The organism is Marinobacter sp., assembly GCF_048266785.1.
Taxonomy (GTDB): Bacteria; Pseudomonadota; Gammaproteobacteria; order Pseudomonadales; family Oleiphilaceae; genus Marinobacter.
Genome location: NZ_JBLWYX010000002.1, coordinates 79,234 through 100,808 on the forward strand (window position 1 = coordinate 79,234; position 21,575 = coordinate 100,808).

Sequence of the window (21,575 nt, forward strand, 5' to 3'; positions counted from 1 at the left end):
ACACACTACATTTAAGGTCATGAATTCCCCGAGATTGCTTCTCGTCGTTCATAAGGACTGGCCACGCTATGAGATCTTTCCGTCAATTCAAGTATCTGACAATGGTGACTGCCGTAACTGCGGCATTTTCGGTTTCAGCACAGGCTGAAACGCTCCGACTGCTCACTTGGGGCGGTTACGCGCCACAGGACGTGGTTGAGCAGTTTGAGAAAGAAACCGGCATTGAGGTCAAAGTCACCCTCTCCAATAACGAAGACATGATTTCTAAGTTGCGGGCCACCCGTGGCGCCGGCTTCGATCTGGCCCAGCCAAGCCAGGACCGAATCGTGAGTGCTCAGGCCGATTTTGATATATATAAGCCAATGGATTTGAGCAAAATCGAGACGGCAAAGATCATCCCGTCCATGCTGGCGGCGACCAAAAAGAACACAGAATTTGAAGGCGAAGTGTACGGCGTCCCTCACGTTTGGGGCACCAGCGGGCTGATCGTTAACCGGAAGGCCGCCGCCACGGTAAAGGATTACACCGACCTGTGTGATGATGCGCTGAGTGGCTCCGTGTCATATCGTCTTAAGCGCCCAACCCTGATTGGTTTTGCCTTTGCACTTGGCGAAGACCCGTTCGCGGCCTATGGCGATACGGAAAAATACCAGGCCATTCTGGATAAGGTGGAATCAAAACTGATCGACTGTAAAAGCAATGTTAAAGCCTATTGGTCTGGTGGCGATGCTCTTCTGAATCTGGTGCGCTCAGGGGAAGTGTCTGCGGCAATGGCGTGGGATGCTGGTGGCTGGAAGCTGAACTCAGAAAATCCGGACATCACCTTTGTGGCGCCCAAATCCGGTGCTCTGGGCTGGATCGACACCTTTGTTCTGCCCCGCAAGTCCAAAGCAGACGATGCCGCGTACAAATGGATCAACTTCGTTATGCAGCCGGAAGTCGCTGCCCGTATTACCGAATCTGCCGGTAACTTTACAGCCGCCAAAGGCAGTGACGATTTTGTTAATGACACCCTGAAGGCTCAGTTCAAGGAGAGCTTTCCAGAAGCCGATCTCGATAACATCAACTGGTACCCCCCCGTTCCGGCCGGCCTGGAAGAGATGGAGGGCCGGGTACTCGATCGGGTGAAAGCCGCTAACTAAATACGACTGAGGTTGCAGTCTATGTCGGATCAAGCATTTGCCATGGATGTCGATGCGGGGGTGCAGGAAGATCTCGCTTGCACCCTGTTGAGCAAACATTTTGGCGAGTTCAGCGCAGTTGATGAAGTGTCGTTCAGCATCCCCCGCGGGGCCTTTTTTTCCATCCTTGGCCCCTCTGGCTGCGGTAAAACAACGTTGTTGCGGATGCTGGCCGGTTTTCAGCAACCGGATTCCGGCGATATTCTGATTAAAGGCCGTTCCGTACTGCATACCCCCCCGAACAAGCGCCCGGTAAACATGGTTTTTCAGCATCTGGCGTTGTTCCCCACCATGTCGGTTGCCCAGAACATTGCCTACGGGCTTAAGCGCAAAGGTGTTCCGAAACGCGAACACGCTACCCTGATTGATGAAGTATTGGCCAAGGTTCAGTTGCCTGGCTACGGAGACAAGCGAATTGATCAACTCTCAGGTGGGCAGAAACAGCGCATAGCGATAGCCCGATGCCTGGTGTTAAATCCCGCCGTGTTATTACTGGATGAGCCATTGGGTGCACTGGACCTGAAGCTTCGCGAGCAAATGAAAATTGAGCTCAAAAGGCTGCAGCGGGAGTTCAACACGACGTTTGTGTACATCACCCACGATCAGTCAGAAGCGCTGGTAATGTCCGATCAGGTGGCGGTGATGAACAATGGCCGGTTTGAGCAGGTGGGTACGCCGCAGGAGCTTTACTATCAACCAAAAACGGCCTTTGTGGCGAGCTTTGTTGGCGACAGCAATCAATACGCGGGTACGGTAAAGGAGCAATCAGGCCAGCTCAATATCGTTGTGACTGAGCACGGCGTGCGGCTTTTGAGCCATGGTGGGCAGCCAATATCTCTGGGCTCTGCCGTTACTGTGTTCGTCCGGCCGGAGGTGATGCAAATCAGCACATCCCGGCCAGAGGCTGAGCCGGATAACTGCCTGCAAGTCACTATCTTGCGTCTGCTGTTTGATGGCGCTCGCAGCCAGCTTCAGGTGGAAACCGCCGAAGGTGCTGCGCTCACCGTTGCACTCCCCCAAACCGCGGACTTTCATGCCCTTGAGCCTGGCCGTTCGGTGTATGTAAGTTGGCAGGCTAGTCAGTGTCTGTGCTTCCCTGTTTCGGCGGAGATCCAGCCGGAGGCTGTGCAATGAGCGCCGAGGCCGGCAACGTCAACCGCACGCAATACCGCCTTGGCTTTTGGCTGTTGCTGGCGCCGATTTTACTCTGGCTTGGTTTGCTGATTATCCTGCCGCACATCGATATGGTGCTGGTGTCCCTGAGGGAGCGCATCGCATCGCGGGAATACGGTTTCAGTTTCAGTAACTACACCGCATTTTTTACCGAACCGCTGTACTGGAATACCTTCGTTCGCACCGCGGTAATGTCTGTTATTGCCACGCTGCTCACATTGATTATTGCTTTCCCCGTGTCGTTTTATATCGCAAAGGTGCTTACCGGCAGGCCGAAACTAGCGCTGTTTATCTTGTGCCTGATTCCGTTCTGGGTCAGTGAGCTGGTACGTACCTATGGCTGGATGATTTTACTGCGGGAAACCGGGCTGATCAGTGGCGCGTTGCAGTGGTTGGGGCTCGTCGATCAGCCTGTTGAAATGCTGTATAACGATGTCGCCATTATGGTGGGGCTGATTTACACGTCCATGCTGTTCATGGTGGTGCCACTGGTCACCACGCTCGACAGCCTGGATAACAGCCTGATTGAAGCCGGTTACGACCTTGGCGGAAGCAGTTGGCATGTGATGAGGAGCATTGTTATTCCCCACGCCATGCCCGGCATTATGAGCGGCTGCATCGTGGTGTTTATGCTGACGCTCGGGAACTATCTGACCCCGACGCTTCTGGGGGGCAAAGACAGTTTGTGGTTTACCGAACAGATCTACACCCAGTTCATTACCCGTTTTAACTGGGAGCAGGGTGCCGCTTTCGGCATTTTGCTGCTGATATTGTCGTCGTTCATTGTCTGGTTGGGTCTTAAAATTACCAAACAGTCGTTTACACGGGTGATGTCATGATCCCCTCGATTTCCAGCAGCCGTTTTTATCGGGTGTCTTACCTGTGTTACGTGGTACTGTTTTTTATCTTTCTGATCACGCCACTGCTGGTTGTGGCGGCATTCTCGTTTAACGATTCACTGTTCCCATCGTTGCCGTGGAATGGTTTTACCTTGGACTGGTACCTGGGTGAACGTGCGCCCAGGCTAGGCTTGCTCCATGATGACGCTCTGCTTGAGAGCATTGGCGTTAGTGTTCAGGTGGCCGTTGTGACCACGCTGGCAAGCCTGGTGCTGGCGACCTGCAATGCCTTTTTGTTCGAGCGGGAGCAGTTTCCGGGCAAGAACTTTCTTTATGTGCTTATGCTGATGCCGCTGGTAGTGCCGGGGGTGATACTTGGTGTCTCTATTCTGGTGTTCAGCAGTACTGTGGCTAACTGGTTTGAGGTGCAATTTGACTACGACTTCGAAACTCTGCGGCCGGGCCTTGTGTTAGTCACTCTCGGTCAGTTTGCCTTCATCACAACCATTGCTACCCTGGTGATTTCCGCACGCCTGCGCAAATTCGACATTACCCAGGAGGAGGCCGCTATGAACCTTGGCGCCAACCGGCTGACGGCCATCGCAACCGTGACTCTGCCCTTCCTGAAGCCCGCGCTGTTTGGTGCCGGTGTGGTGGCATTCCTGATGTCGTTTGAAAACTTCAACACCACCTTGATGCTGGTGGGTTCCGACGCTCCGCTCACCATAGCCATGTTTGATCGGCTGCGGGAAGGCTCAACGCCGGTATTAAATGCGGTTTCGGTATTGCTGATGGTGGGATCGGCGTGTCTGGCTCTGGTGTCTCTGTTTGCGCAGCGCCCGGATAAACAGTGATGGATACTCGCAGTTATCGGCCTGGTCGCAGGCCAGGGCTATGATCAAAGGTGAGGAATTCATAAGAACCATCATTGATAGTGCGCCGAATATGATGGGCTATTGGGACAGAGACTTACGCTGCCGCTATGCTAACGCTGCCTACAGCGAGTGGTTTGGAATGCCGCCCGAGGAGATCATCGGGATCCGGTTTCAGGATCTGGTAAGTGAGCAGTTGTTCGCCCTGAATGAACCTCATATTCGCGCAGCCCTGGCTGGCGAACCACAACGCTTTGAGCGCACTCTGAATAAAGCCGATGGAAGCCAGGGGCATATCATCGGGCACTACATTCCTGATGTTGGTGCTGATGGTAAGGTGAGGGGGTTTTCTATTCAGGCCAACGATGTGACGCTTCTGAAGGAAACCGAGGCGAAACTCAAACTGGCCGCGTGTGTTTTTGAGAACACACTGGATGGCGTTCTGATCACAGATGTCAATGGAACCATCCTGTCGGTTAACCCCGGGTTCACAGAGATAACGGGCTACACAGCTGTCGAGGCTGTCGGACAAACTCCTCGTATTTTGCAATCCAGGCAGCACGACAAAGCCTTCTATGCCTTGATGTGGGAGGAGATAAAAGCCAATGGTCGCTGGTATGGCGAGATATGGAACCGTCGTAAAGATGGAGGACTATACCTGCAACGTATGACCATAAGCATGGTGCCCGGTGAGGATGGCAAGCCTGTGCGCTATGTATCGGTATTCAGCGACATTACGGCGCTCTGGCGTAAAGATGAGCACATCAAGCACTTGGCTTTTCACGATGCCCTGACCGACCTGCCTAATCGTACGTTGCTGATGGATCGGATTGGTCAGAAACTTCTTCATTCCGAACGCGAACAGAGCCATTTTGCATTGATGTTCCTTGATCTTGACGGATTCAAGCTCGTCAACGATCAGTTGGGTCATAACGTTGGGGACGACCTGTTAAAAAAGGTGGCGAAACGTTTGCAGGCGTTGGTGCGAGGATCAGATACGGTGGCCCGAGTGGGCGGCGACGAGTTCATATTCATCCTTAATAATCCGCAGGGAAAAGATGAAATTACGAATGTTGCGAACCGTATCGTCCGTTCGATTAACGAACCGGTAGAGGTTCTTGGTGAAGTGCTCCAGGTTGGAGTGTCCATCGGCATTGCCATGTTCCCTGCCGATGGACACACATCCGTTAATTTAATCCGAAATGCTGATACGGCAATGTATGCCGCCAAAAGCTCGGGCACCAACAGTATTCGTTTTTTCTCCGCAGACTAATCCTGCACATAGGTTCCGGGCGCCGGCTCGATTACCGGCAGTTTTCCTTCCTCAGCCTTGCGGGCTTTTACCTTGCCACCACCAAACTTTTGAGCCCAGGTGATCCAGTCTGGCCACCAGGAACCTTCGAACTGTTCAGCGCCCGCTAACCAGGCATCCGGCTCCAGGCTGCTGTCATCGTTGAGGCGGTAGCCGTATTTTTTCCGGTCTGGCGGGTTGATGATGCCAGCGATGTGTCCTGAGCCGCCGAGTACAAAGCGCACCGGGCCGGCCAGACAGCGGGAGCCCTCATAACTGGAAACCCAGGGGGCGATATGGTCTTCGATGGCCGATGCGAAATAACTCGGCACCTTGATCTTTCCCAAATCAATCGGGGTGCCGGCCAGTTCAATGCCGCCGGGTTCACGCAGCCGGTTGTGCATGTACATGTTGCGCAGATAAAAGCTGTGCATGGCCGCAGGCATTCGGGTGGCGTCTGCGTTCCAATACAGCAGGTCGAAGGGTGCGGTATCGCGCCCCAGCAGGTAATTGTTAATGAAGAATGACCATATCAGGCCGTTGGCCCTCAGCATGTTGAAGGCGGTCGCCATGGAGGCGCCGTCGAGATAGCCCTGCTTGTCCATGGCTTTCTCAAGTTTGCTGACGGAATCCTCATTGATGAACACTTCCAGGTCACCGACGTCGGAGAAATCCATCATGCTGTTGAGAAACGTCGCACTTTTAACGCGGTCGTCTTCGCGGGCGGCCAGCCAGGCCAGAGTGCAGCCGAGCAGGGTGCCGCCAATGCAGTAGCCGACGGTATTGAGCTCACGCTCGCCGGTGGTTTGCTCAATGGCGTCCATGGCGGCGATGGGACCCTCAAGCATGTAATCTTCAAAGCTCTTGTGCGCCAGTTCCGGCCCGGGATTAATCCAGGAAATCACGAACACCGTGTGGCCGTGTTCTACCCAATAGCGGATGAACGACTTTTTCTCTCCCAGATCGAGGATGTAGTACTTGTTGATCCAGGGCGGTATCACCAGCAGCGGCCGGCGGTGCACGGTGTCGGTGGTTGGCTTGTACTGAATCAGTTGCATCAGCTCATTCTGGAAAACAACATTGCCCGGGGTATTGGCCAGATTTTCACCCACTACGAAAGCGTCTGGGTCGGACATGCGAAATGGCATGGGCCCCTCGCCCTCGTCCAGATCGCGTAGCAAGTTAGCGATCCCTCGCAGCAGGTTCATGCCACGGGTCTGGATCGTCGTGCGCAGTACTTCGGGGTTGCTCAAGACGAAATTGCTCGGGGCGAGAGCGTCGGTCATCTGGCTGGTGTAGAACCGCAGCTTGCGCCTCGTAGGTTTGTCCATCCCGCGCACATCAGCGATGGTGTCTATAATCCAGCGATTCGAGAGCAGGTACGCCTGCTTGATGGCATTGAACGCCATTGCATCGTTCCAGCTTGGGTCGAGAAAGCGCTTGTCACCCTGTTCTGGCTCTATCACGGCCAGTGGCTTTTTGCGTATGCGGCTGGACACCAGGCCCGCACAGAATTTGGTGGTGTCCCTGAGAAGCCGCACTTGCGCGAGGATCAGGGTGTCCGGTTGGGTGACGAGCTTGCCGGTCAGGGAAACAAAGGGTTTGGCTATGCTCTTGATGCTGACCGGATTGGGACGGCTGCCGCGTAACCGGCGCATTATCGAGCGTTTCAGCAGATTGCTACCGTGTACGCTTACACGCTTCAGGGAGCGGGGTATATCGTTGGGCTCAATTTCGGGGTTGGGTGTTGCTTTAACGGGTTTTTCAGACATTTACAGGGCCTCCGCTCTGCAGCCACGTGAGCCGCAGATCTGTCAGAAACGGCGGTAGACGCATCTGTTCCATGCGTCTACCGCGGCGTGGTATTACATATACACGCCGCCGTTAACGTTAATCTGCTGGCCGGTAATGTAGTCGCCTTCCGCTGCCAGGAAAACCACAGCCCGGGCGATTTCCTCGGGTTGACCAAAACGGCCCATCGGCACTCGTGCAACGATCTTTTCGCGGATGTTCTCGGGCACCTGAGCGAGCATTTCGGTTTCGGTAAAGCCTGGGGCAATGGCGTTGACGGTAATGTTATGCTTGGCCACTTCCAGTGCCATGGTTTTGGTGAACGCGATAATGCCACCCTTACTGGCCGCGTAGTTAGCCTGGCCGAAGTTGCCGGCCTGGCCGACGAAGGAGGTAATATTGATAATGCGCCCGAATTTCTGCTCCAGCATGATGTTCAGCACTTCGGAGCAGGTTGCGTAAACGCTTCCCAGGTTGGTATCGAGAACCTCGTTCCAGTCGTCGTCGGTGAGTTTTTTCATGGACTTGTCCTTGGTGATACCGGCGTTGTTCACCAGGATGTCGATGCGCCCCCACTGGTCGTGAACTTGTTTAATCACGTTGCGGGCCTCTGGCATTTTTGAGAGGTCTGCCTTGATAGCTATTGCCCGGACGCCGGTCGCCTCAATCTCCTTGAGGGTTTCGTCTGCATCGGACTGGCGTGAGCGATAGTTGATTGCGACGTCGGCGCCTCGTTGGGCAAGCTGAAGTGCGATATGCCGGCCGATACCACGAGATCCACCGGTAACGATGGCTACCTTGCCTTTTAGGTCTTGCATGGCACTCTCCTTGAGATGATGTTGGTACTTCACTCTGATTAATTATTGTTGTCCGTCGAAAACATCAATTCTGCGCGCGGGGCTGCTGATAGGCAGACCTAATTTGAAGCTAGCAGAGGCCCCGCGACATCTCAAGGCGTCAAGTAAAAAACCCGTCACGCGGCACGGATGAAGTCCCGTAACCGCGGCGCAATGGATTCGCGCCATTGGCTACCATTGAATACTCCGTAATGGCCAACACCCGGCTGCAGGTGATGCAGCCGGCGGGAGTCCGGCACATTGATACACAGATCCTGGGCGGCCCGGGTCTGGCCTGGACTGGAAATATCGTCCTTCTCACCTTCGATCGTCATCAGGGCGGTGTTGTGGATAGCGGCCGGATTCACCAGGCGTCCGCGATGTTTGAAACAGCCTCGTGCCAGATGAAACTCCTGAAAAACACGCTCGATAGTGTCCAGATAATAGGTTGCCGGCAGGTCCATCACCGCCAGGTATTCGTCGTAGAAATCGCGGTGGCGGATAACCTTGTCGGTTTTGTCATCGCGAATGGACCGGAACAGCTCACGGTAGGCCTTAACGTGGCGTCCGAGATTCATGTTCACAAACCCGGTCAATTGCAGGAACCCTGGATAAACCTTGCGCATGGCTCCGGGGTAAGGCGCGGGTACCGGGTGCACGAGGTTACGCTTGAACCATGAAAGCTTGTGTTTGGTAGCCAGCTTGCAGGGCGCGGTGGGGTCTACGCGACCGTCTATGGGGCCACTCATCAGCGCCAGTGAGCGAGGTGCCGCCGGGTGGCCATCCTCCGCCATAATGGCAGTGGCTGCGAGTGCGGCCACCACTGGCTGACATACAGCCAGAACGTGTGTGTCGGGCCCCAGGTGATCGATAAAATCGATGACATAATCGATGTAATCATCGAGGCCAAAATCGCCCTGTGACAACGGAACCTTACAGGCATCGCGCCAGTCGGTAATGTACACGTCGTGTTCGGGAAGCAAGGCTTCCACGGTGCCACGCAGCAGCGAAGCAAAGTGCCCGGACAGCGGCGCGATGATCAGCAGCTTCGGGTCATCGGGCCGCGTCACGCTGCGCTGGAAATGTTTTAGCTGCGCAAACGGTTTACGCAAAACAATCTCTTCCTGGACGTCAACTTGTTCGCCATCACAGGTAGTTGTGTGCAGATTGAAGGCCGGCTTCGGGTAACGCTGGGTAAGATCTCTGAATACCCCGTAGGCCGAACCAATGCTGCGTGCCCCGGGAATTCGGGATAAGGGGCTTAGGCGGTGCCGGAGCAAGGCGCCCTGAGCACCGGTCAACATACGTACAGGTGTTAGCGCTGCACGGCCTATCTCGTGAGCAAAATACATCATAGCTTTTTCCTGCTTGAGTTCTTCTGGGTTGCGGCATCGTCCCAGTGAGCCTTAGGGAACCGTGAACGTTACATTAGCATGTTTTTGATGAGGCGAAATCCGAGGCTGAGAATATCGGCGCCACCCGTTTGTGTCGGCTATGCTGAAAAGTTACTGAACGTTGCTGCTCAAGGAGTTGCATCATGCGTATCCAGAGTATTGCGGTGTATGCCGCCGACTTAACGTACACGGGCAAGGCGTATGCGTTTGCCGGTGGGAGATCGCATCAGGTGTTTACCAGCACCGTGGTAGTGCTGACCACGGATACGGGGTTGGAAGGCTACGGCGAAGTCTGCCCTTGTGGCCCCAATTATATGGCGGCCTTCTCGGAAGGAATTCCCTCCTGCCTGTCGCTGCTGGCGCCCAGTGTGGTAGGTGAGGACCCCACCCATCTCACGTGTATCCACGAATGTATGGATCAGGCGCTGACCGGGCATGCGGTTGCCAAAGCGGCCATTGATATTGCCTGCTGTGATTTGCTGGGCAAGCATGCCGGGCTTCCAGTATATGCCTTGCTCGGTGGGCTGCTTTCTCCGTCCATGCCGCTGCACCGAAATGTTCCATTGGCGAAACCGGATGAGATGGAAGAGTCTTTGCGCCAGTTTCGATCAGAAGGATTTCGCCGTATCCAGATCAAGCTGGGGCACAGTGTTGAGGAGGATATCGATCTTGTTCGCACGCTGAGCAAGACAAAACATGCGGATGAGATCTGGATGTGCGACATCAATCGGGCCTGGCGGCAGGATGAGGCCGTGCGATTTTCACGGGCGCTTGAAGATCTCGAGATCTATCTTGAGCAGCCCTGTTACAGTTATGAAGAGTGTCTCTCGGTTCGCCGTCGAATCCGCCACCCGGTCAAACTGGACGAAAGCCTGAACTCCCTGGCCGATGTGCAAAGGGCATTGCGCGATGATGCCATGGACGCCATGGCCCTGAAGGTCAGTAGGGTCGGTGGTCTTACGCCGTCACGGATCATTCGCGACGTGTGCGTGGATGCCGGTATAGCCATGACCATTGAAGATGCATGGGGTAGTGGAATAGCCACGGCAGCCTATGCGCATCTGGCAGCCAGCACTCCGGTGAAAGCTTTGCTGACTACAACGGATCTCCACAATTACAATACCTCCCAGTTGGCAACCGGAGCGCCTGAGGTTTCTTTCGGCCGGATGACGCTGAGTGATCGCCCGGGGCTGGGTGTGGCTCCGGATTTGGAGAAGCTGACGCTGCTTCATGTTTATGAGTAATTTGGCCGATTTTGACACTGCTGTTGGAGTGGCCGGATTTTTTGGCTGGAGACTTTTGCGCTATGCAAACTACTAACCTGATTTGGGGGCTGATTTTCAGCTCCATTGGCATCGGCTATTTTATCTACGGGAGGCGGCAGTCGAATCTGGTTGCTCGGTACTGTGGTATTGCCCTGATTCTGTACCCATATCTGGTAACGAACACGCTTGCTCTGGTGGCTGTGGGTATTGTACTTATGCTCACCCCCAGATTCCTCGAGCTCTGATCCAGATGACCACCTATTTCATTCAGGCTTTTATTTATCTGTTGGCTGCTGTGATCGCAGTGCCATTGGCAAAACGCTTTGGCCTGGGTTCGGTGCTGGGCTACCTGGTTGCCGGCGTGGTGATCGGGCCGGTTATGGGCCTCGTGGGGCAGGAAACCAGCACCATTCAGCACTTTGCCGAATTTGGTGTTGTGATGATGTTGTTCCTGATTGGCATGGAAATCGACCCGAAGGCACTTTGGGCTATGAGGGTTCGTCTTTTGGGGCTCGGCGGTTTACAGGTAACGTTGACGGCGGCAGCCGGAATGGCGGTGGCTTGGTGGCTCGGGCTTCAGTGGCAAACAGCGCTGACGGTCGGTCTGATTTTCGCGCTGTCGTCTACCGCGATTGTGCTGCAAACCCTGGATGAAAAAGGGTTATCGAAGACGGAAGGCGGGCGCAATACGTTTGCAGTTTTGCTGTTTCAGGATATCGCCGTTATCCCCATGCTTGCCCTGATTCCGCTGTTAGCATTGTCGGGCCTGAATAGTGATTCCAGCTCTTCGTCGGATCTTCCTGCTGGTCTGAGCCTGGTGACTGGGCTGCCGGGCTGGGCCCATGCTCTGGTTGTAGTGGGGGCCGTTGCAGCGGTTATTGTTGGTGGCTATTACCTGAGCCGCCCGTTGTTCCGTTATGTGGTGAAGTCCGGGCTGCGGGAGGTTTTCACCGCCACGGCGCTGATGCTGGTTATTGGTATTGCTGCGCTCATGAGCCTGGTAAATCTCTCGCCGGCCCTCGGCGCCTTCCTGGCAGGTGTAGTATTGGCCAACAGTGAGTTCCGCCACGAGCTGGAAGCCAACATCGAACCGTTCAAAGGTCTGTTGCTGGGTCTGTTCTTTATAACCGTGGGTGCCGGAATCAACTTCGAGGTGTTGGTGGCAGAGTGGGGCACCGTTGTCTCTCTGGGTGTGGCCGTAATGGCAGTCAAGGCACTGATTCTGCTTGTCCTTGCACAGGTATTCGGAATCCGCAGCAGCAACGGCTGGTTGTTTACGCTGGGGTTGGCGCAGGCGGGTGAATTCGGTTTCGTGTTACTCACCTATAGCGTGCAAAACCATGTGATTCCGCCAGACATCTCTCAGATTTTATCGCTGGTTGTTGCGCTATCCATGTTCCTCACGCCACTGTTGTTTATCGTTTATGACCGCATCGTGCTGCCACGGTACCGGCGTTCCAGCAACGATGAACGGGAAGCCGACACCATTGATGAGCAGGCACCGGTGATTGTGGCCGGGGTGGGGCGGTTCGGACAGATCGTCTGCCGTTTGCTGCGGGCTAACAACGTTCCCATTGTGGTGCTCGACCACGAACTCGAACAGATTGAAAATGTTCGTCGGATCAACATCAAGAGTTTCTTCGGGGATGCCAGTCGCCCCGATCTGCTGGAAAAAGCCGGTATTGAACAGGCGCGCTTGTTGGTCGTGGCGATTGATGACCGGGATCGCGCCGTGAAGATGGTAGAGCATGTAAAGAAGTTCTTCCCGGGTGTCTGGGTGCTGGCGCGGGCATTTGACCGTGGCCACGGCTATCAGCTCCGGGAAGCGGGTGCTGACGATGTGATGAGTGAAACTTATCATTCTGCTCTGGAACTTGGCGGACATGCGCTCACGGCCATGGGAGTGCACCCGATGCGGGCAAAACAGATGACCTGGGCATTTCTCGAAAATGAACAGGCCCATGAAGAGCAGCTATTCGAGGCATGGAAGGAAATCGAAGAGGGTATCAACTTCAGCCCCCGCTATGGTGAGCTGTTCATGAAGCTGGAAGAGGCGCTGAGTAGCGCCATGGATGGGGACTGGGAAGAGCCGAAGCGCGCGGATGTCCCGGTCTGGACGCCGCCGGAACACCACTGATCAGAATTATGTTTTAGCGGCCCGGATATTACCCATCAGTTTGTACGGTGATCACGCCATAAGAGAATCAGCAATGCCAGGGCCGCCAAAAAGCCAACAAAGACGGAGAAGATAATACCGGTTGCCTTAAGGCTGAGCAGACTCGCCATCAAGCCGATGCCAATCACCGGCACTGATATGGCAATGTAGGCGATAATAAAAAAGGTGGAGGTTACCGCGGCGCGCTCCGCCGGCGGGCTTGCCGCGTTTATAGCGCCCATGCCGGCTCGAAATGCGATACCTTGGCCCATGCCAGCGATGACCGCACCGACCATGAACAGGGTGAGCGACTGAGAATGGATGCCGAGCGCTACGGGCGTCACGCCGGCAACGAGGGTGGCGCACCCGATTGGTAAACGCAGGCGCAGCGGCAGCTTATCCTGCAGGAACTGGCCGAGTGTTGAGGCAATAAAGATACTGCCCGCGACAACTCCGACCAGCAGACGGTTGTCATAACCCAACACATTGCCCATCATCGCCGGCGCAATCGAGGTGAAGAAACCACAAACCGCAAAACCAGCAAAGCCCGCGATGGCGGCAGGTACAAACACACCGCGCACTTCCATGGGCACATTCAGGCGCTGAAGTGATAGTTTCGGGCGTGTCGGTCTTTTTACTGTTTCCGGGGCCCGCCAGATGCAGATGAGTGCCAGTAGGGCGAGCGCGATGTGTATCAGGTAGGTCAATTCCAGTGGAGAGGGTAGGTGTTGTGAAAGTGCGCCCGCAAGCATAGGGCCAAGGCCCAGTCCGCCCATATTCGCGGCAGTGGCAAAAAACGTGGCCCGCTCACGCCAGTGTGGTGGCGCCAGTTCCAGCACGGCGACGGTCGCGGTGCCGGTAAAAATACCTGCGGAGAGCCCGGACAGTACACGGCCTGCAAGAATCATTGCCAGCCCGTCGGCTTGCCATAATACCAGGTCGCTGATGATCGAACACGCGAGGCCAGCAAACAACAACGGCCGGCGACCCAACTGATCGGACCAGCGCCCGGTGATCACCAGTGCGGCAATCACACCGAAAGCGTACGCCGCGAAGATAATGGTAATCATCAACTGGGAAAACCCGAACGCTTCCTGATAAATGGGGTAGAGCGGAGTCGGCATGGTGGTGCCGATCATCACGACGCTGAATGCGAAGGCAGCGCCGAGAAAAACCAGAAATGTTGATAAACTGCGAGGGTCTGTGTGGGTAGTTGATGCTTGCATGATGGTCTGGTAAAGGTCTCCTGGATTACTTTGCCCGTCTCTGTCTCTGGTTTACCTGGATCTAACCGGGTCGATACATCTGAAATTTTTGTGACCCGTCCACTGTAAAGTAGTCGGCTGGTCCGCCGCCTCGCATTACCGGTTCTGCCGCAGCAGTATCGTAGATTCCATCTTTAAGCAGGTGTTGCGCGATATGCACACCGACCACCTCACCAAACACCATCCAGGTATCGACTTTCTTGCCATCGACGCCCGCAAGCTGGAGTACCTGGGTAACCCGGCATTCCAAGGTTACCGGGCTTTCCGCTACGTGCGGCACAGAGATAACCCGGGAGGGCTTTGGCGTCAGGCCAGAGAGGGCAAATTCATCAACTTCCGGCCCTACCGCGGCGCAGGTTTGGTTCATGGCCCCACTGAGTGAGCGCGTCACCAGGTTCCAGCAGAACTCACCGGTTTCTTCGGCATTACGGACGGAATCCTTGTAGCCAATGCTGGAGAATCCGACGATGGGAGGATGGTAGTTGAAGGCATTGAAGAAGCTGTAAGGTGCCAGGTTAAGCACACCGTCACGGCTTCTGGATGATATCCACCCAATCGGGCGTGGCGCCACCAGGGCGTTGAACGGGTCATGGGCCAGCCCGTGGCCATTGGCGGGTTCGTAAAAATGGATATCTTCTGGCATAAAGCGCTCTTTAGGGGGCTGCAAAGGAATTAAGCCGGTTTTACAAGTTGGCCCGGGTTAGAACTCCAGGTAGATTTTGCCGAAGTGCTTGCCGGATTCCTCGTGCCGGAAGGCATCAGCGATATCTTCCAGTGCAAAGGGCCGATCAAGGACCGGGTGCATGTTGTTGGCTTCGATCGCCCGGATCATCTCTTGCTGGTGAGCCCGGCTGCCTACAATCAGGCCCTGCAGGCGGGCCTGTTTGGCCATCAGTTTTGCGGTTGGCACATCGCCAGCCCGACCGGTAAGAACGCCTATCAGCGAGATGTGACCACCAATGCGCACGGCATCAATGGATTCCGGCAGTGTGCCGGGGCCACCAACCTCGATGACATGGTCGACTCCCTGCCTATTGGTCAGTTTCTGGACCTTCTCGCCCCAAGCCGGTGTCGTTTTGTAGTTGATGGTGTGGTCTGCACCCAGCTCTCTGAGCCGTTCCAGCTTCTGGTCCGAGGACGAAGTGGAAATCACTTGTGCGCCCATCATTTTTGCAAATTGCAGGGCAAAGATGGACACGCCGCCGGTACCCAGGGTCAGGACGGTATCGCCGGCTTTCAGGCCTCCGTTGATGACCAATGCACGCCAGGCGGTCAGGCCGGCGGTGGTGAGTGTGGCGGCTTCGGCGTGGCTGTAGCCCTTTGGCGCGTGGGTAAACCAGTTTGTCGGGCGGATCACCTGCTCACGTGCGTAACCATCCTGTCCGTCGCCGGGAGTGGTAGTGAAATTGTCAATGGGCGCGGGCCCATTCAGCCATTGGGGAAAGAAGGTCGACACTACGCGATCACCAACCCTGAATTCGGTGACACCGTGACCGATGGCTTCCACAACACCAGCGCCATCGGCCATGGGGATGCGGTTGTTTTCAGTCGGGATTGCTCCGGCAACTACCGCGTAGTCGTGGAAGTTAAGGGAGCAGGCATGAATACGCACGCGCATCTCGCCTGGTCCCGGTTCGCCTGGCGGCGGGCCGTCATCCAGGTGCAGTTGGTCCAGTCCGCCCGGTTTGGAAAGAGTAATGCGCTTCATTTCAATGGCCTCCAGTTTTCTCAGCTTCTGTATGGAATTTCCATACAGAATACGTTGTTGTACGGCAAGCTGACCTGTGGGTTTACCGAGACTCCTGCGCAATGCGGCTTAGCCATTCGACGCCAAAGCGCACTCCGAAGCCCTGGAGATCGGTGGGGATATGCGCGAGCCCGCCCTTATGGGTGCCGGATGAGGCCATGTCCACATGAACCCAGTCAACGTCCTTATCCACGAACTTTCCTAGAAAACGCGCCGCATAGATGTGATCGCCTGCTCCTGCTGTACGACATTGGAGTGTATCAGCAACATCAGACTTCAGATCTTCGTCATAATCGTCTTCGTAGGGGAAGGGCCAGATCCGCTCTCCACAATGCTCTCCAGCCTGGATAATGGGTTCAACCCACTGTCGTCGGTTGGTGATTGCGCCGGCCATACGCTGGCCCAAAGCCGAGATTACGGCACCGGTCAGGGTGGCATAATCGAGGATGGCTCTTGGCTTTTCGCGGCAGGCCAGGGCAAGAGTGTCGGCCAGCACCATGCGACCTTCGGCATCGGTGTTGATCAACTCAATGGTGGTGCCATTCAGCGCGGTAATAACGTCATTGCACTTGACCGCCTTTGGGCCTATGTGGTTTTCCGCCAAAGCCAGCCAGCAGTCCACGGGGTGAGAAAATTTGAGGCGCGTGAGGGCGAGCACAGTCCCAAGCGCCACGGCGCTGCCTTGCATGTCGCCGTGCATGCCCAGCATGCTGCCGCTCACCTTGAGATTGCTGCCGCCTGTATCGAAGCATATGCCTTTGCCGACCAGGGCGAGCGGTTGTTCTGCGGAACCCTTAGGCCGATAACTCAGCCGCAGTATGCCGGCGTCACGAATGGGGCTGGCCTCAACTACGGATAAAAAAGCGCCAGCTTCGAGTTGTTCCAACCGGTCCAGGTCGTAAAACTCGACTTCCCATCCTTCAACAGCCGCCAGTGCTTCGGCGAAATCGCGATAGACCCCGGGTGTCAGATAATTCCCCGGCAGGTGGGTCAGCCAGCGGGCCAGGTTATTGCCTTCGGCAGTGGCCTTGGCGTAGCGAAAGTCAGCCGCATCGAACTCGCCAAAGAAGTTCATAGCTGCCAGGGGTGGCTTATCAGGAGTTTCGCCGGAAATTTTCGGCAGTTGGAACAGTGCTGAAAAGGCTGCCGATACCAGGGCTTCGGCCATAATGCAGGCCGCCTGTGCCTTGTGAAGGAGCGATATTACATTGATCTTCCGGGTGCGCTCAGCCAACAGGGGTGCAATCAGTTTGCGCGCCTGGCTCAGAGCCTTGAAACCGCTAATATCATCCTGCACAAAGGCAACGACAGTGCGAGTTCCTTTGGGGCCTGAAATTACTATCGGGTTGGAAGTCGCCGGGAAATCGGCAAGACGAAGCTTAAGGAAGTCAGCCCATGGGGACTTGGCCAGGGCGTTACGTTCTGCTTCAGGCACCAAAAGTATAAGGCCCACGCCGATGTCGAAATCCCAAGAGGCCGGTATGCGCTGGCCAACATCCAGTTTTAGCTTTGGAAATTTCGGGAGTTCAGGTTTTATCATCGGGTGTGCTCCAAAAGGTTTTAATTAGCTCTCGGCTAAGAATAGCTGTTTTGAGCCTGGGCAATGACATCTTTCGGTTCTTAGCCTGGATTGTTTGCAGCGATGAACATATGGGATTCGCCAGCATCACGGCCCATATCACTGCGATGATGAGGACCTTTCTCGTGGTTGGCTTGGGCCTTACGCAGTGCCCATCAGCCATCGCCCATAGGTGGGCTCAGTAGCTGTGACAGAGCGCCTTGCGTTACATAGTTGATAACCACTTAGTGATAGGATAGGAATGGATTTTGCGCTAGTCACCTTATCCAGTTCGATAACGAGGTTTATCTATGGATTTTTTGAATCTGACCCGGCGGTGAAATAGGGTGTCAAAAACTCGAATGAAATTTCCCATAGTCACTGTCACTCTGGTTTCAGCCGCACTGCTGTTCGTGCTCTGGGATCAAACCCGTGAACAGCCGCAGGCGGTGGATGCGAGCCGGTTTACCAACCTTAAGGCAAATCCCGTAAAACTCAGTACAACCGTGGACTGGGTGATTACGCAGGTTCCCTCGCTTTGTGAACAAGCTACCGGCCAGGCAGCGGATGCCGAGGCCCATGCGAATTGCGTCAAGAGCGCAGAAGCGCGCACTTCAACCTGCCGGCGTGGAGTATACGACCGCTTTCCGAGCGTTGTGGCCTCGGATGCTGTTTTTCGGGATGTTTCGATTACCTTGATCAACTGCCTTGTGCCGAACGCGCTAGGTTAGCACCACGGGCACCCGATGATACCCACCCACTGGTGCCACTTCTCGCTCTGGCGGTTGGCCCGGCACAAGTTCAATGGTTTGTACCGAGGCCAGCAAGGTCTGTAGCGCGATTCGCAACTCCCATGTGGCCAGCAGTCTGCCTGGGCAAACATGTTTTCCCGTTCCGTAAACGAGGTTGTTTGCTGCATTTCGCTCAGGATCGAAGCCGTTGTTACCGAAGACGCTCTCGTCGCGGTTTGCGGAGGTCCAGTTCAGTTTGATACGTGCACCAGTCGGAATATCCCGGCCAGCAATTTGAACGGGGCAGGTGGTGACGCGTCGGTTGGAAACAAACGGGTTGTCCATGCGCAGCACTTCATCAATGATCGCTTCCACCTCATTATCAGGGGCTGCTCTCAGTTGCTCCACAAGCCCCGGCTGCTGAGCTATGTGGGCAATAAGTACGCCAACACATAACGCGATGGATCCCAGGTCGCCGCCGGTCCAGTTGCGCAGTATGGAAACCACCTCGGGCTCCGAGAGTTGGCGGCCATTCACTGTCTCCCGGCACAGTCTTGTGGTCAGATCGTCGGGCGCCTTGTCGCCGGCTGCCCGTCGCGGCTGTATAACCGAATGGATGATCTCATCGAACTGTGCGGCTACCTCCGCTGTCCGGGCGGGGTCACCGGAGCGTGTGGCGACGTGGTTCTGTTTCATCCAGGCCAACAGCTGCGGTTCCAGTTCGCTTGGCCAGCCCAGCCATGCGCACTGGGCACGCACCGCAAACACAGCGCCGATGTCGTTTACCGCGTCCAGCACCACGCCTTTTGGCAGCTCCGCCACCAACTGAGCAGAGACTTGCTTGAAGACGGGTATAAACGGCTCCAGCGCGTCGGGGCTGAGATGTCGTTCGATTACTTCCCGGAAACGGGTATGCTCTTCGCCATCGAGACCGTTAGGCACGTGCAGGTGGCGAGAGACCTGGCTCGAGAATCGCTCGTGATCCTGCGCTGCGGCAAGAACGTCAGCGTGCCGGAGCAGCACCCATTCCCCTTTGGTATTTCGCACGACAGGATGTTTCGGGCGCAGCTCATCGGTGTAAGCCCTCAAGTCACGGCCGGCTGCGGACAGGTCATCCGGCATGTGGTCTGTCATGTTGACTCCTTTGCCTTCAAAATAGGTTGCTTGCTCAGCATAACTGCAATTGATCAAATCAAAAATGCGAAAGAACAAGACCGTCCAGAATTTGCATTACTCGCCACAGATGGCGGGTAAACTGATCGCTTTCAATGAATTCGGCTATGGCCGTACCGGTATGGAACGCAACCCGCGTAAACGGGTATAAAGGGGGCTGAAAACATAAAACTGCTGAGGCACCCATGAGCAAAGACTTTTTCGCCCACAAGGCCCACATCTACGAATAGAACCCCGACCGAGTCGATAACGCAGGCTTTGAAAACGTGGAAGTGGTGTCTGCAAGCATAATCGAGAGGGAAGCCGGCGATTACCCAGTGTTTTTGCTGATCGCCTCGAGACCATAGGCAGTGTTATTGTGAGGGCTCTTTTTTTCCCGGAATTTGAGCATGTCAGACAAGTTTTTCTTCAAAGGCCGGCAGGATGCACGCCAGCATCACACGGCCTATGGCGGCTTCCAGACCAACGCCAGTCAAAAAAGTGGTAGCAAAAAACACCCCTTGAAGCTTGTGGTGACCAGTGAAGCCCGCCAGCAAGAGCTTGAGGCGCTGGTGGCAGAGGCTCAATTGCATGCGGATATCACACTCGATACACGAGAGGGCGCTGTCGAGTCTGTTGCTGAACTTACCGCTATTCTGAATAAGGGCGGAACCATTACTCAGGCCAAAACGCCTTCAAGAAACGACCCATGCAGCTGCGGCAGTGGTCTGAAATTCAAGAAGTGCTGTGCCTGATCCACAGAAAAGGAATGCCCATGCTTATTTGTGGTGTTGAGCTGAGTGGCAGTGATGCCGTGGTGTGTCTTCTGAACAAGGACACGGGGCAGTTCAGCCTGCCGGAAAGCAAGATTCGTAAAATTACGCTGAAGAAAAATCACACGCGTGAAGACCTGCAGCAGTTTCAGGTGTCGTTTGCAGAGTTTGTGATGGAAAACGGCGTTAAGAAGGTTGCGATCAAAGAACGCATGCCCAAAGGCAAGTTTGCCGGTGGTGCGATCAGCTTCAAGCTGGAGGCGGCTATTCAGTTGATGTCGGCGGCGGATGTAGAGGTTTCTTTGCTTTCACCTGCGACCATCAAATCGACACTCGCTTCTAATCCACTGCCTGTGCCGTTTGCGGAGACCGGCCTGAAGGTGTTTCAGGAGACTGCGTTCATTGCAGCTTACGTGGGGCATCTGGCGAAATAGCCATTGGTTTGGCTGTTCGCCAGATGCTTCGGGCGTTTACTGCGCCGTCGTAACGTACTTCAGAATCTCAACCACCTGCTCGGGAGTCTGCGCCCACGCCATGGCGGATGCATCGACTTCCTTCAGTGGGTGGATAATGTCGTCGTTGTGCAGCGTGACATAAGGTGTGCCCATAGCGGCACAGAACCCTGCATCAAAGGCTGCGTTCCATTGCTTGTATTTGTCACCAAAGCGAATCACCGCCAGATCGCATTGCTCAAGCAGGGTCTTGGTGCGGATACCGTTCACCTTGGATGACTGGTGATCACGCCAGAATGCCACTTCCGGCTTACCCAGCATGTCGCCCGCTGCATCGCTGGCTTCGTGGTTGGTCACAGGCGCGGTGAATTCCACCGGCAACCCGGCAGCTTCTGCCCCAGCCTGAATCTGCTCACGCCAGTCAGTGTGGATTTCGCCAGAGAGATACACAGTCCAGATCATGGAGTTCTCCTAAAATAAGATGGACAGGGGAGGATTGGATCAGCGAGACCCTAACATAGCTCACCGCTTTACAGAATCTAAGGCCGGTTAATCCTTATCGTTCTCGGTCACTTTCGCCAGCTGTGCCCGTGTTTTGAGTCGCCCCTCACGGCGAATTTCTGCGTTGTCAAAACGACGTTTCTGTCTGCGGTCTTCCGGAACGACTGCGGGAACATCTGTGGGCTTGTCGTTCTCGTCCAGGGCTACAAATGTGAAAAAGGCAGAGAGGATATGGCGGGTCTCGCCGGTATAACTGTTTTCCGCAACTACGCGGGCGCCAATTTCCATAGACGAACCCCAACTGCGGTTCAGCGATAAACTGAACAGCAGAGTGTCGTTACCTTTTGCCGGCGCGCGGAAGTGAATGGAATCCACCGCAGCGGTCACGCAAACATGAGCGGAGTGGCGCTCGGCTACTACCAGGGCCAGGCGATCGCATTTTGCCATGATCATGCCGCCGAACACGGTGTCGTGAGCGTTCATGTCATTGGGGAAGACTTTGTATACGTGCTTCTCAATGGCCGATGCGGATACGGATTTGGACGGCTTTTCAGGCATGGCATCCTTTCTCTGTGTTGGTTTTAAGCTAAGGTTGCTGA

General features: G+C 55.2%; 21 protein-coding genes. 11 read left to right on the forward strand and 10 right to left on the reverse strand.

What is annotated here, in order from left to right; genetic code table 11:
• The first annotated feature begins 68 nt into the window (after window positions 1-68).
• Genes ACN0V1_RS03835 through ACN0V1_RS03855 form a run of 5 tightly spaced genes read left to right on the forward strand, consistent with a single transcriptional unit; the run spans window position 69 to window position 5,338 of the window.
• Window positions 69-1,142 carry an extracellular solute-binding protein gene (locus ACN0V1_RS03835; RefSeq protein WP_417543733.1) on the forward strand — a complete coding sequence of 358 codons (1,074 nt, stop codon included), beginning with the start codon at window positions 69-71 and terminating at the stop codon, window positions 1,140-1,142.
• Between the two features lie 21 nt (window positions 1,143-1,163).
• The gene (locus ACN0V1_RS03840; protein WP_417543734.1) at window positions 1,164-2,315 is read left to right on the forward strand and encodes an ABC transporter ATP-binding protein; all 1,152 of its coding nucleotides are present in this window, start codon (window positions 1,164-1,166) and stop codon (window positions 2,313-2,315) included.
• Window positions 2,312-3,193 (forward strand): ABC transporter permease, encoded by an 882-nt coding sequence (locus tag ACN0V1_RS03845; RefSeq protein WP_417543735.1) that lies wholly within the window; start codon window positions 2,312-2,314, stop codon window positions 3,191-3,193. Before ACN0V1_RS03840 ends, ACN0V1_RS03845 begins: the two co-directional genes overlap by 4 nt.
• Window positions 3,190-4,047: an ABC transporter permease gene (locus tag ACN0V1_RS03850; protein WP_417543736.1), complete on the forward strand. Its 858-nt coding sequence runs from the start codon at window positions 3,190-3,192 to the stop codon at window positions 4,045-4,047. The genes ACN0V1_RS03845 and ACN0V1_RS03850 overlap by 4 nt, the downstream gene beginning before the upstream one ends.
• Before the next feature lie 40 nt (window positions 4,048-4,087).
• Window positions 4,088-5,338 carry a diguanylate cyclase domain-containing protein gene (locus ACN0V1_RS03855; RefSeq protein ID WP_417543737.1) on the forward strand — a complete coding sequence of 417 codons (1,251 nt, stop codon included), beginning with the start codon at window positions 4,088-4,090 and terminating at the stop codon, window positions 5,336-5,338.
• Here ACN0V1_RS03855 and ACN0V1_RS03860 read toward each other — a convergent pair.
• The 3 genes from ACN0V1_RS03860 to ACN0V1_RS03870 form a co-directional block, all read right to left on the reverse strand.
• The gene (locus ACN0V1_RS03860) at window positions 5,335-7,128 is read right to left on the reverse strand and encodes a PHA/PHB synthase family protein (RefSeq protein ID WP_417543738.1); all 1,794 of its coding nucleotides are present in this window, start codon (window positions 7,126-7,128) and stop codon (window positions 5,335-5,337) included. The two genes, ACN0V1_RS03855 and ACN0V1_RS03860, sit on opposite strands and share 4 nt — an antisense overlap.
• Before the next feature lie 93 nt (window positions 7,129-7,221).
• Window positions 7,222-7,965 carry a 3-oxoacyl-[acyl-carrier-protein] reductase gene (gene fabG / locus ACN0V1_RS03865; protein ID WP_417543739.1) on the reverse strand — a complete coding sequence of 248 codons (744 nt, stop codon included), beginning with the start codon at window positions 7,963-7,965 and terminating at the stop codon, window positions 7,222-7,224.
• A 155-nt stretch (window positions 7,966-8,120) separates the two neighbouring features.
• A complete protein-coding gene (locus ACN0V1_RS03870) occupies window positions 8,121-9,338 on the reverse strand; it encodes a polyhydroxyalkanoate depolymerase (RefSeq protein WP_417543740.1) in 1,218 nt (405 codons plus the stop codon).
• Between the two features lie 182 nt (window positions 9,339-9,520).
• Between ACN0V1_RS03870 and ACN0V1_RS03875 the strand changes: the two genes are divergently transcribed.
• The 3 genes from ACN0V1_RS03875 to ACN0V1_RS03885 all read left to right on the forward strand — a co-directional run bounded on the left by ACN0V1_RS03875 (window position 9,521) and on the right by ACN0V1_RS03885 (window position 12,779).
• Window positions 9,521-10,621, forward strand: coding sequence for a mandelate racemase/muconate lactonizing enzyme family protein (locus ACN0V1_RS03875; RefSeq protein ID WP_417543741.1), 1,101 nt, complete (start codon window positions 9,521-9,523; stop codon window positions 10,619-10,621).
• A 62-nt stretch (window positions 10,622-10,683) separates the two neighbouring features.
• A complete protein-coding gene (locus tag ACN0V1_RS03880; RefSeq protein WP_417543742.1) occupies window positions 10,684-10,887 on the forward strand; it encodes a hypothetical protein in 204 nt (67 codons plus the stop codon).
• Between the two features lie 5 nt (window positions 10,888-10,892).
• Window positions 10,893-12,779 (forward strand): monovalent cation:proton antiporter-2 (CPA2) family protein, encoded by a 1,887-nt coding sequence (locus ACN0V1_RS03885; RefSeq protein WP_417543743.1) that lies wholly within the window; start codon window positions 10,893-10,895, stop codon window positions 12,777-12,779.
• A 35-nt stretch (window positions 12,780-12,814) separates the two neighbouring features.
• Here the strand turns inward: ACN0V1_RS03885 and ACN0V1_RS03890 are convergent, their stop codons facing one another.
• The 4 genes from ACN0V1_RS03890 to ACN0V1_RS03905 all read right to left on the reverse strand — a co-directional run bounded on the left by ACN0V1_RS03890 (window position 12,815) and on the right by ACN0V1_RS03905 (window position 17,349).
• A complete protein-coding gene (locus ACN0V1_RS03890; RefSeq protein WP_417543744.1) occupies window positions 12,815-14,023 on the reverse strand; it encodes an MFS transporter in 1,209 nt (402 codons plus the stop codon).
• A gap of 61 nt (window positions 14,024-14,084) precedes the next feature.
• Complete coding sequence (locus ACN0V1_RS03895; protein WP_339782669.1) at window positions 14,085-14,705, reverse strand: flavin reductase family protein; 621 nt, start codon at window positions 14,703-14,705, stop codon at window positions 14,085-14,087.
• A 57-nt stretch (window positions 14,706-14,762) separates the two neighbouring features.
• Window positions 14,763-15,770, reverse strand: coding sequence for an NAD(P)-dependent alcohol dehydrogenase (locus tag ACN0V1_RS03900; RefSeq protein WP_339782668.1), 1,008 nt, complete (start codon window positions 15,768-15,770; stop codon window positions 14,763-14,765).
• A gap of 82 nt (window positions 15,771-15,852) precedes the next feature.
• Window positions 15,853-17,349 carry a M17 family metallopeptidase gene (locus ACN0V1_RS03905; RefSeq protein WP_417543745.1) on the reverse strand — a complete coding sequence of 499 codons (1,497 nt, stop codon included), beginning with the start codon at window positions 17,347-17,349 and terminating at the stop codon, window positions 15,853-15,855.
• A gap of 380 nt (window positions 17,350-17,729) precedes the next feature.
• Between ACN0V1_RS03905 and ACN0V1_RS03910 the strand changes: the two genes are divergently transcribed.
• Entirely contained in the window at window positions 17,730-18,098 is a 369-nt protein-coding gene (locus ACN0V1_RS03910) for a hypothetical protein (protein WP_417543746.1), read from the forward strand.
• Here the strand turns inward: ACN0V1_RS03910 and ACN0V1_RS03915 are convergent.
• A complete protein-coding gene (locus ACN0V1_RS03915; RefSeq protein WP_417543747.1) occupies window positions 18,090-19,232 on the reverse strand; it encodes a cytochrome P450 in 1,143 nt (380 codons plus the stop codon). The two genes, ACN0V1_RS03910 and ACN0V1_RS03915, sit on opposite strands and share 9 nt — an antisense overlap.
• 428 nt (window positions 19,233-19,660) lie before the next feature.
• Here ACN0V1_RS03915 and ACN0V1_RS03920 point away from each other — a divergent pair, with 428 nt between their 5' ends.
• Both ACN0V1_RS03920 and ACN0V1_RS03925 read left to right on the forward strand, forming a co-directional pair.
• Window positions 19,661-20,005, forward strand: a complete 345-nt coding sequence (locus tag ACN0V1_RS03920) for a PBPRA1643 family SWIM/SEC-C metal-binding motif protein (protein WP_417543748.1) — start codon at window positions 19,661-19,663, stop codon at window positions 20,003-20,005.
• A 20-nt stretch (window positions 20,006-20,025) separates the two neighbouring features.
• Entirely contained in the window at window positions 20,026-20,457 is a 432-nt protein-coding gene (locus ACN0V1_RS03925; protein WP_417544040.1) for a DUF3010 family protein, read from the forward strand.
• A gap of 36 nt (window positions 20,458-20,493) precedes the next feature.
• On the opposite strand, the gene ACN0V1_RS03930 is transcribed toward ACN0V1_RS03925, so the two are convergent.
• Entirely contained in the window at window positions 20,494-20,937 is a 444-nt protein-coding gene (locus ACN0V1_RS03930) for a YtoQ family protein (protein ID WP_144775306.1), read from the reverse strand.
• A gap of 87 nt (window positions 20,938-21,024) precedes the next feature.
• The gene (locus tag ACN0V1_RS03935; protein WP_417543749.1) at window positions 21,025-21,534 is read right to left on the reverse strand and encodes an acyl-CoA thioesterase; all 510 of its coding nucleotides are present in this window, start codon (window positions 21,532-21,534) and stop codon (window positions 21,025-21,027) included.
• Window positions 21,535-21,575: the final 41 nt, after the last annotated feature.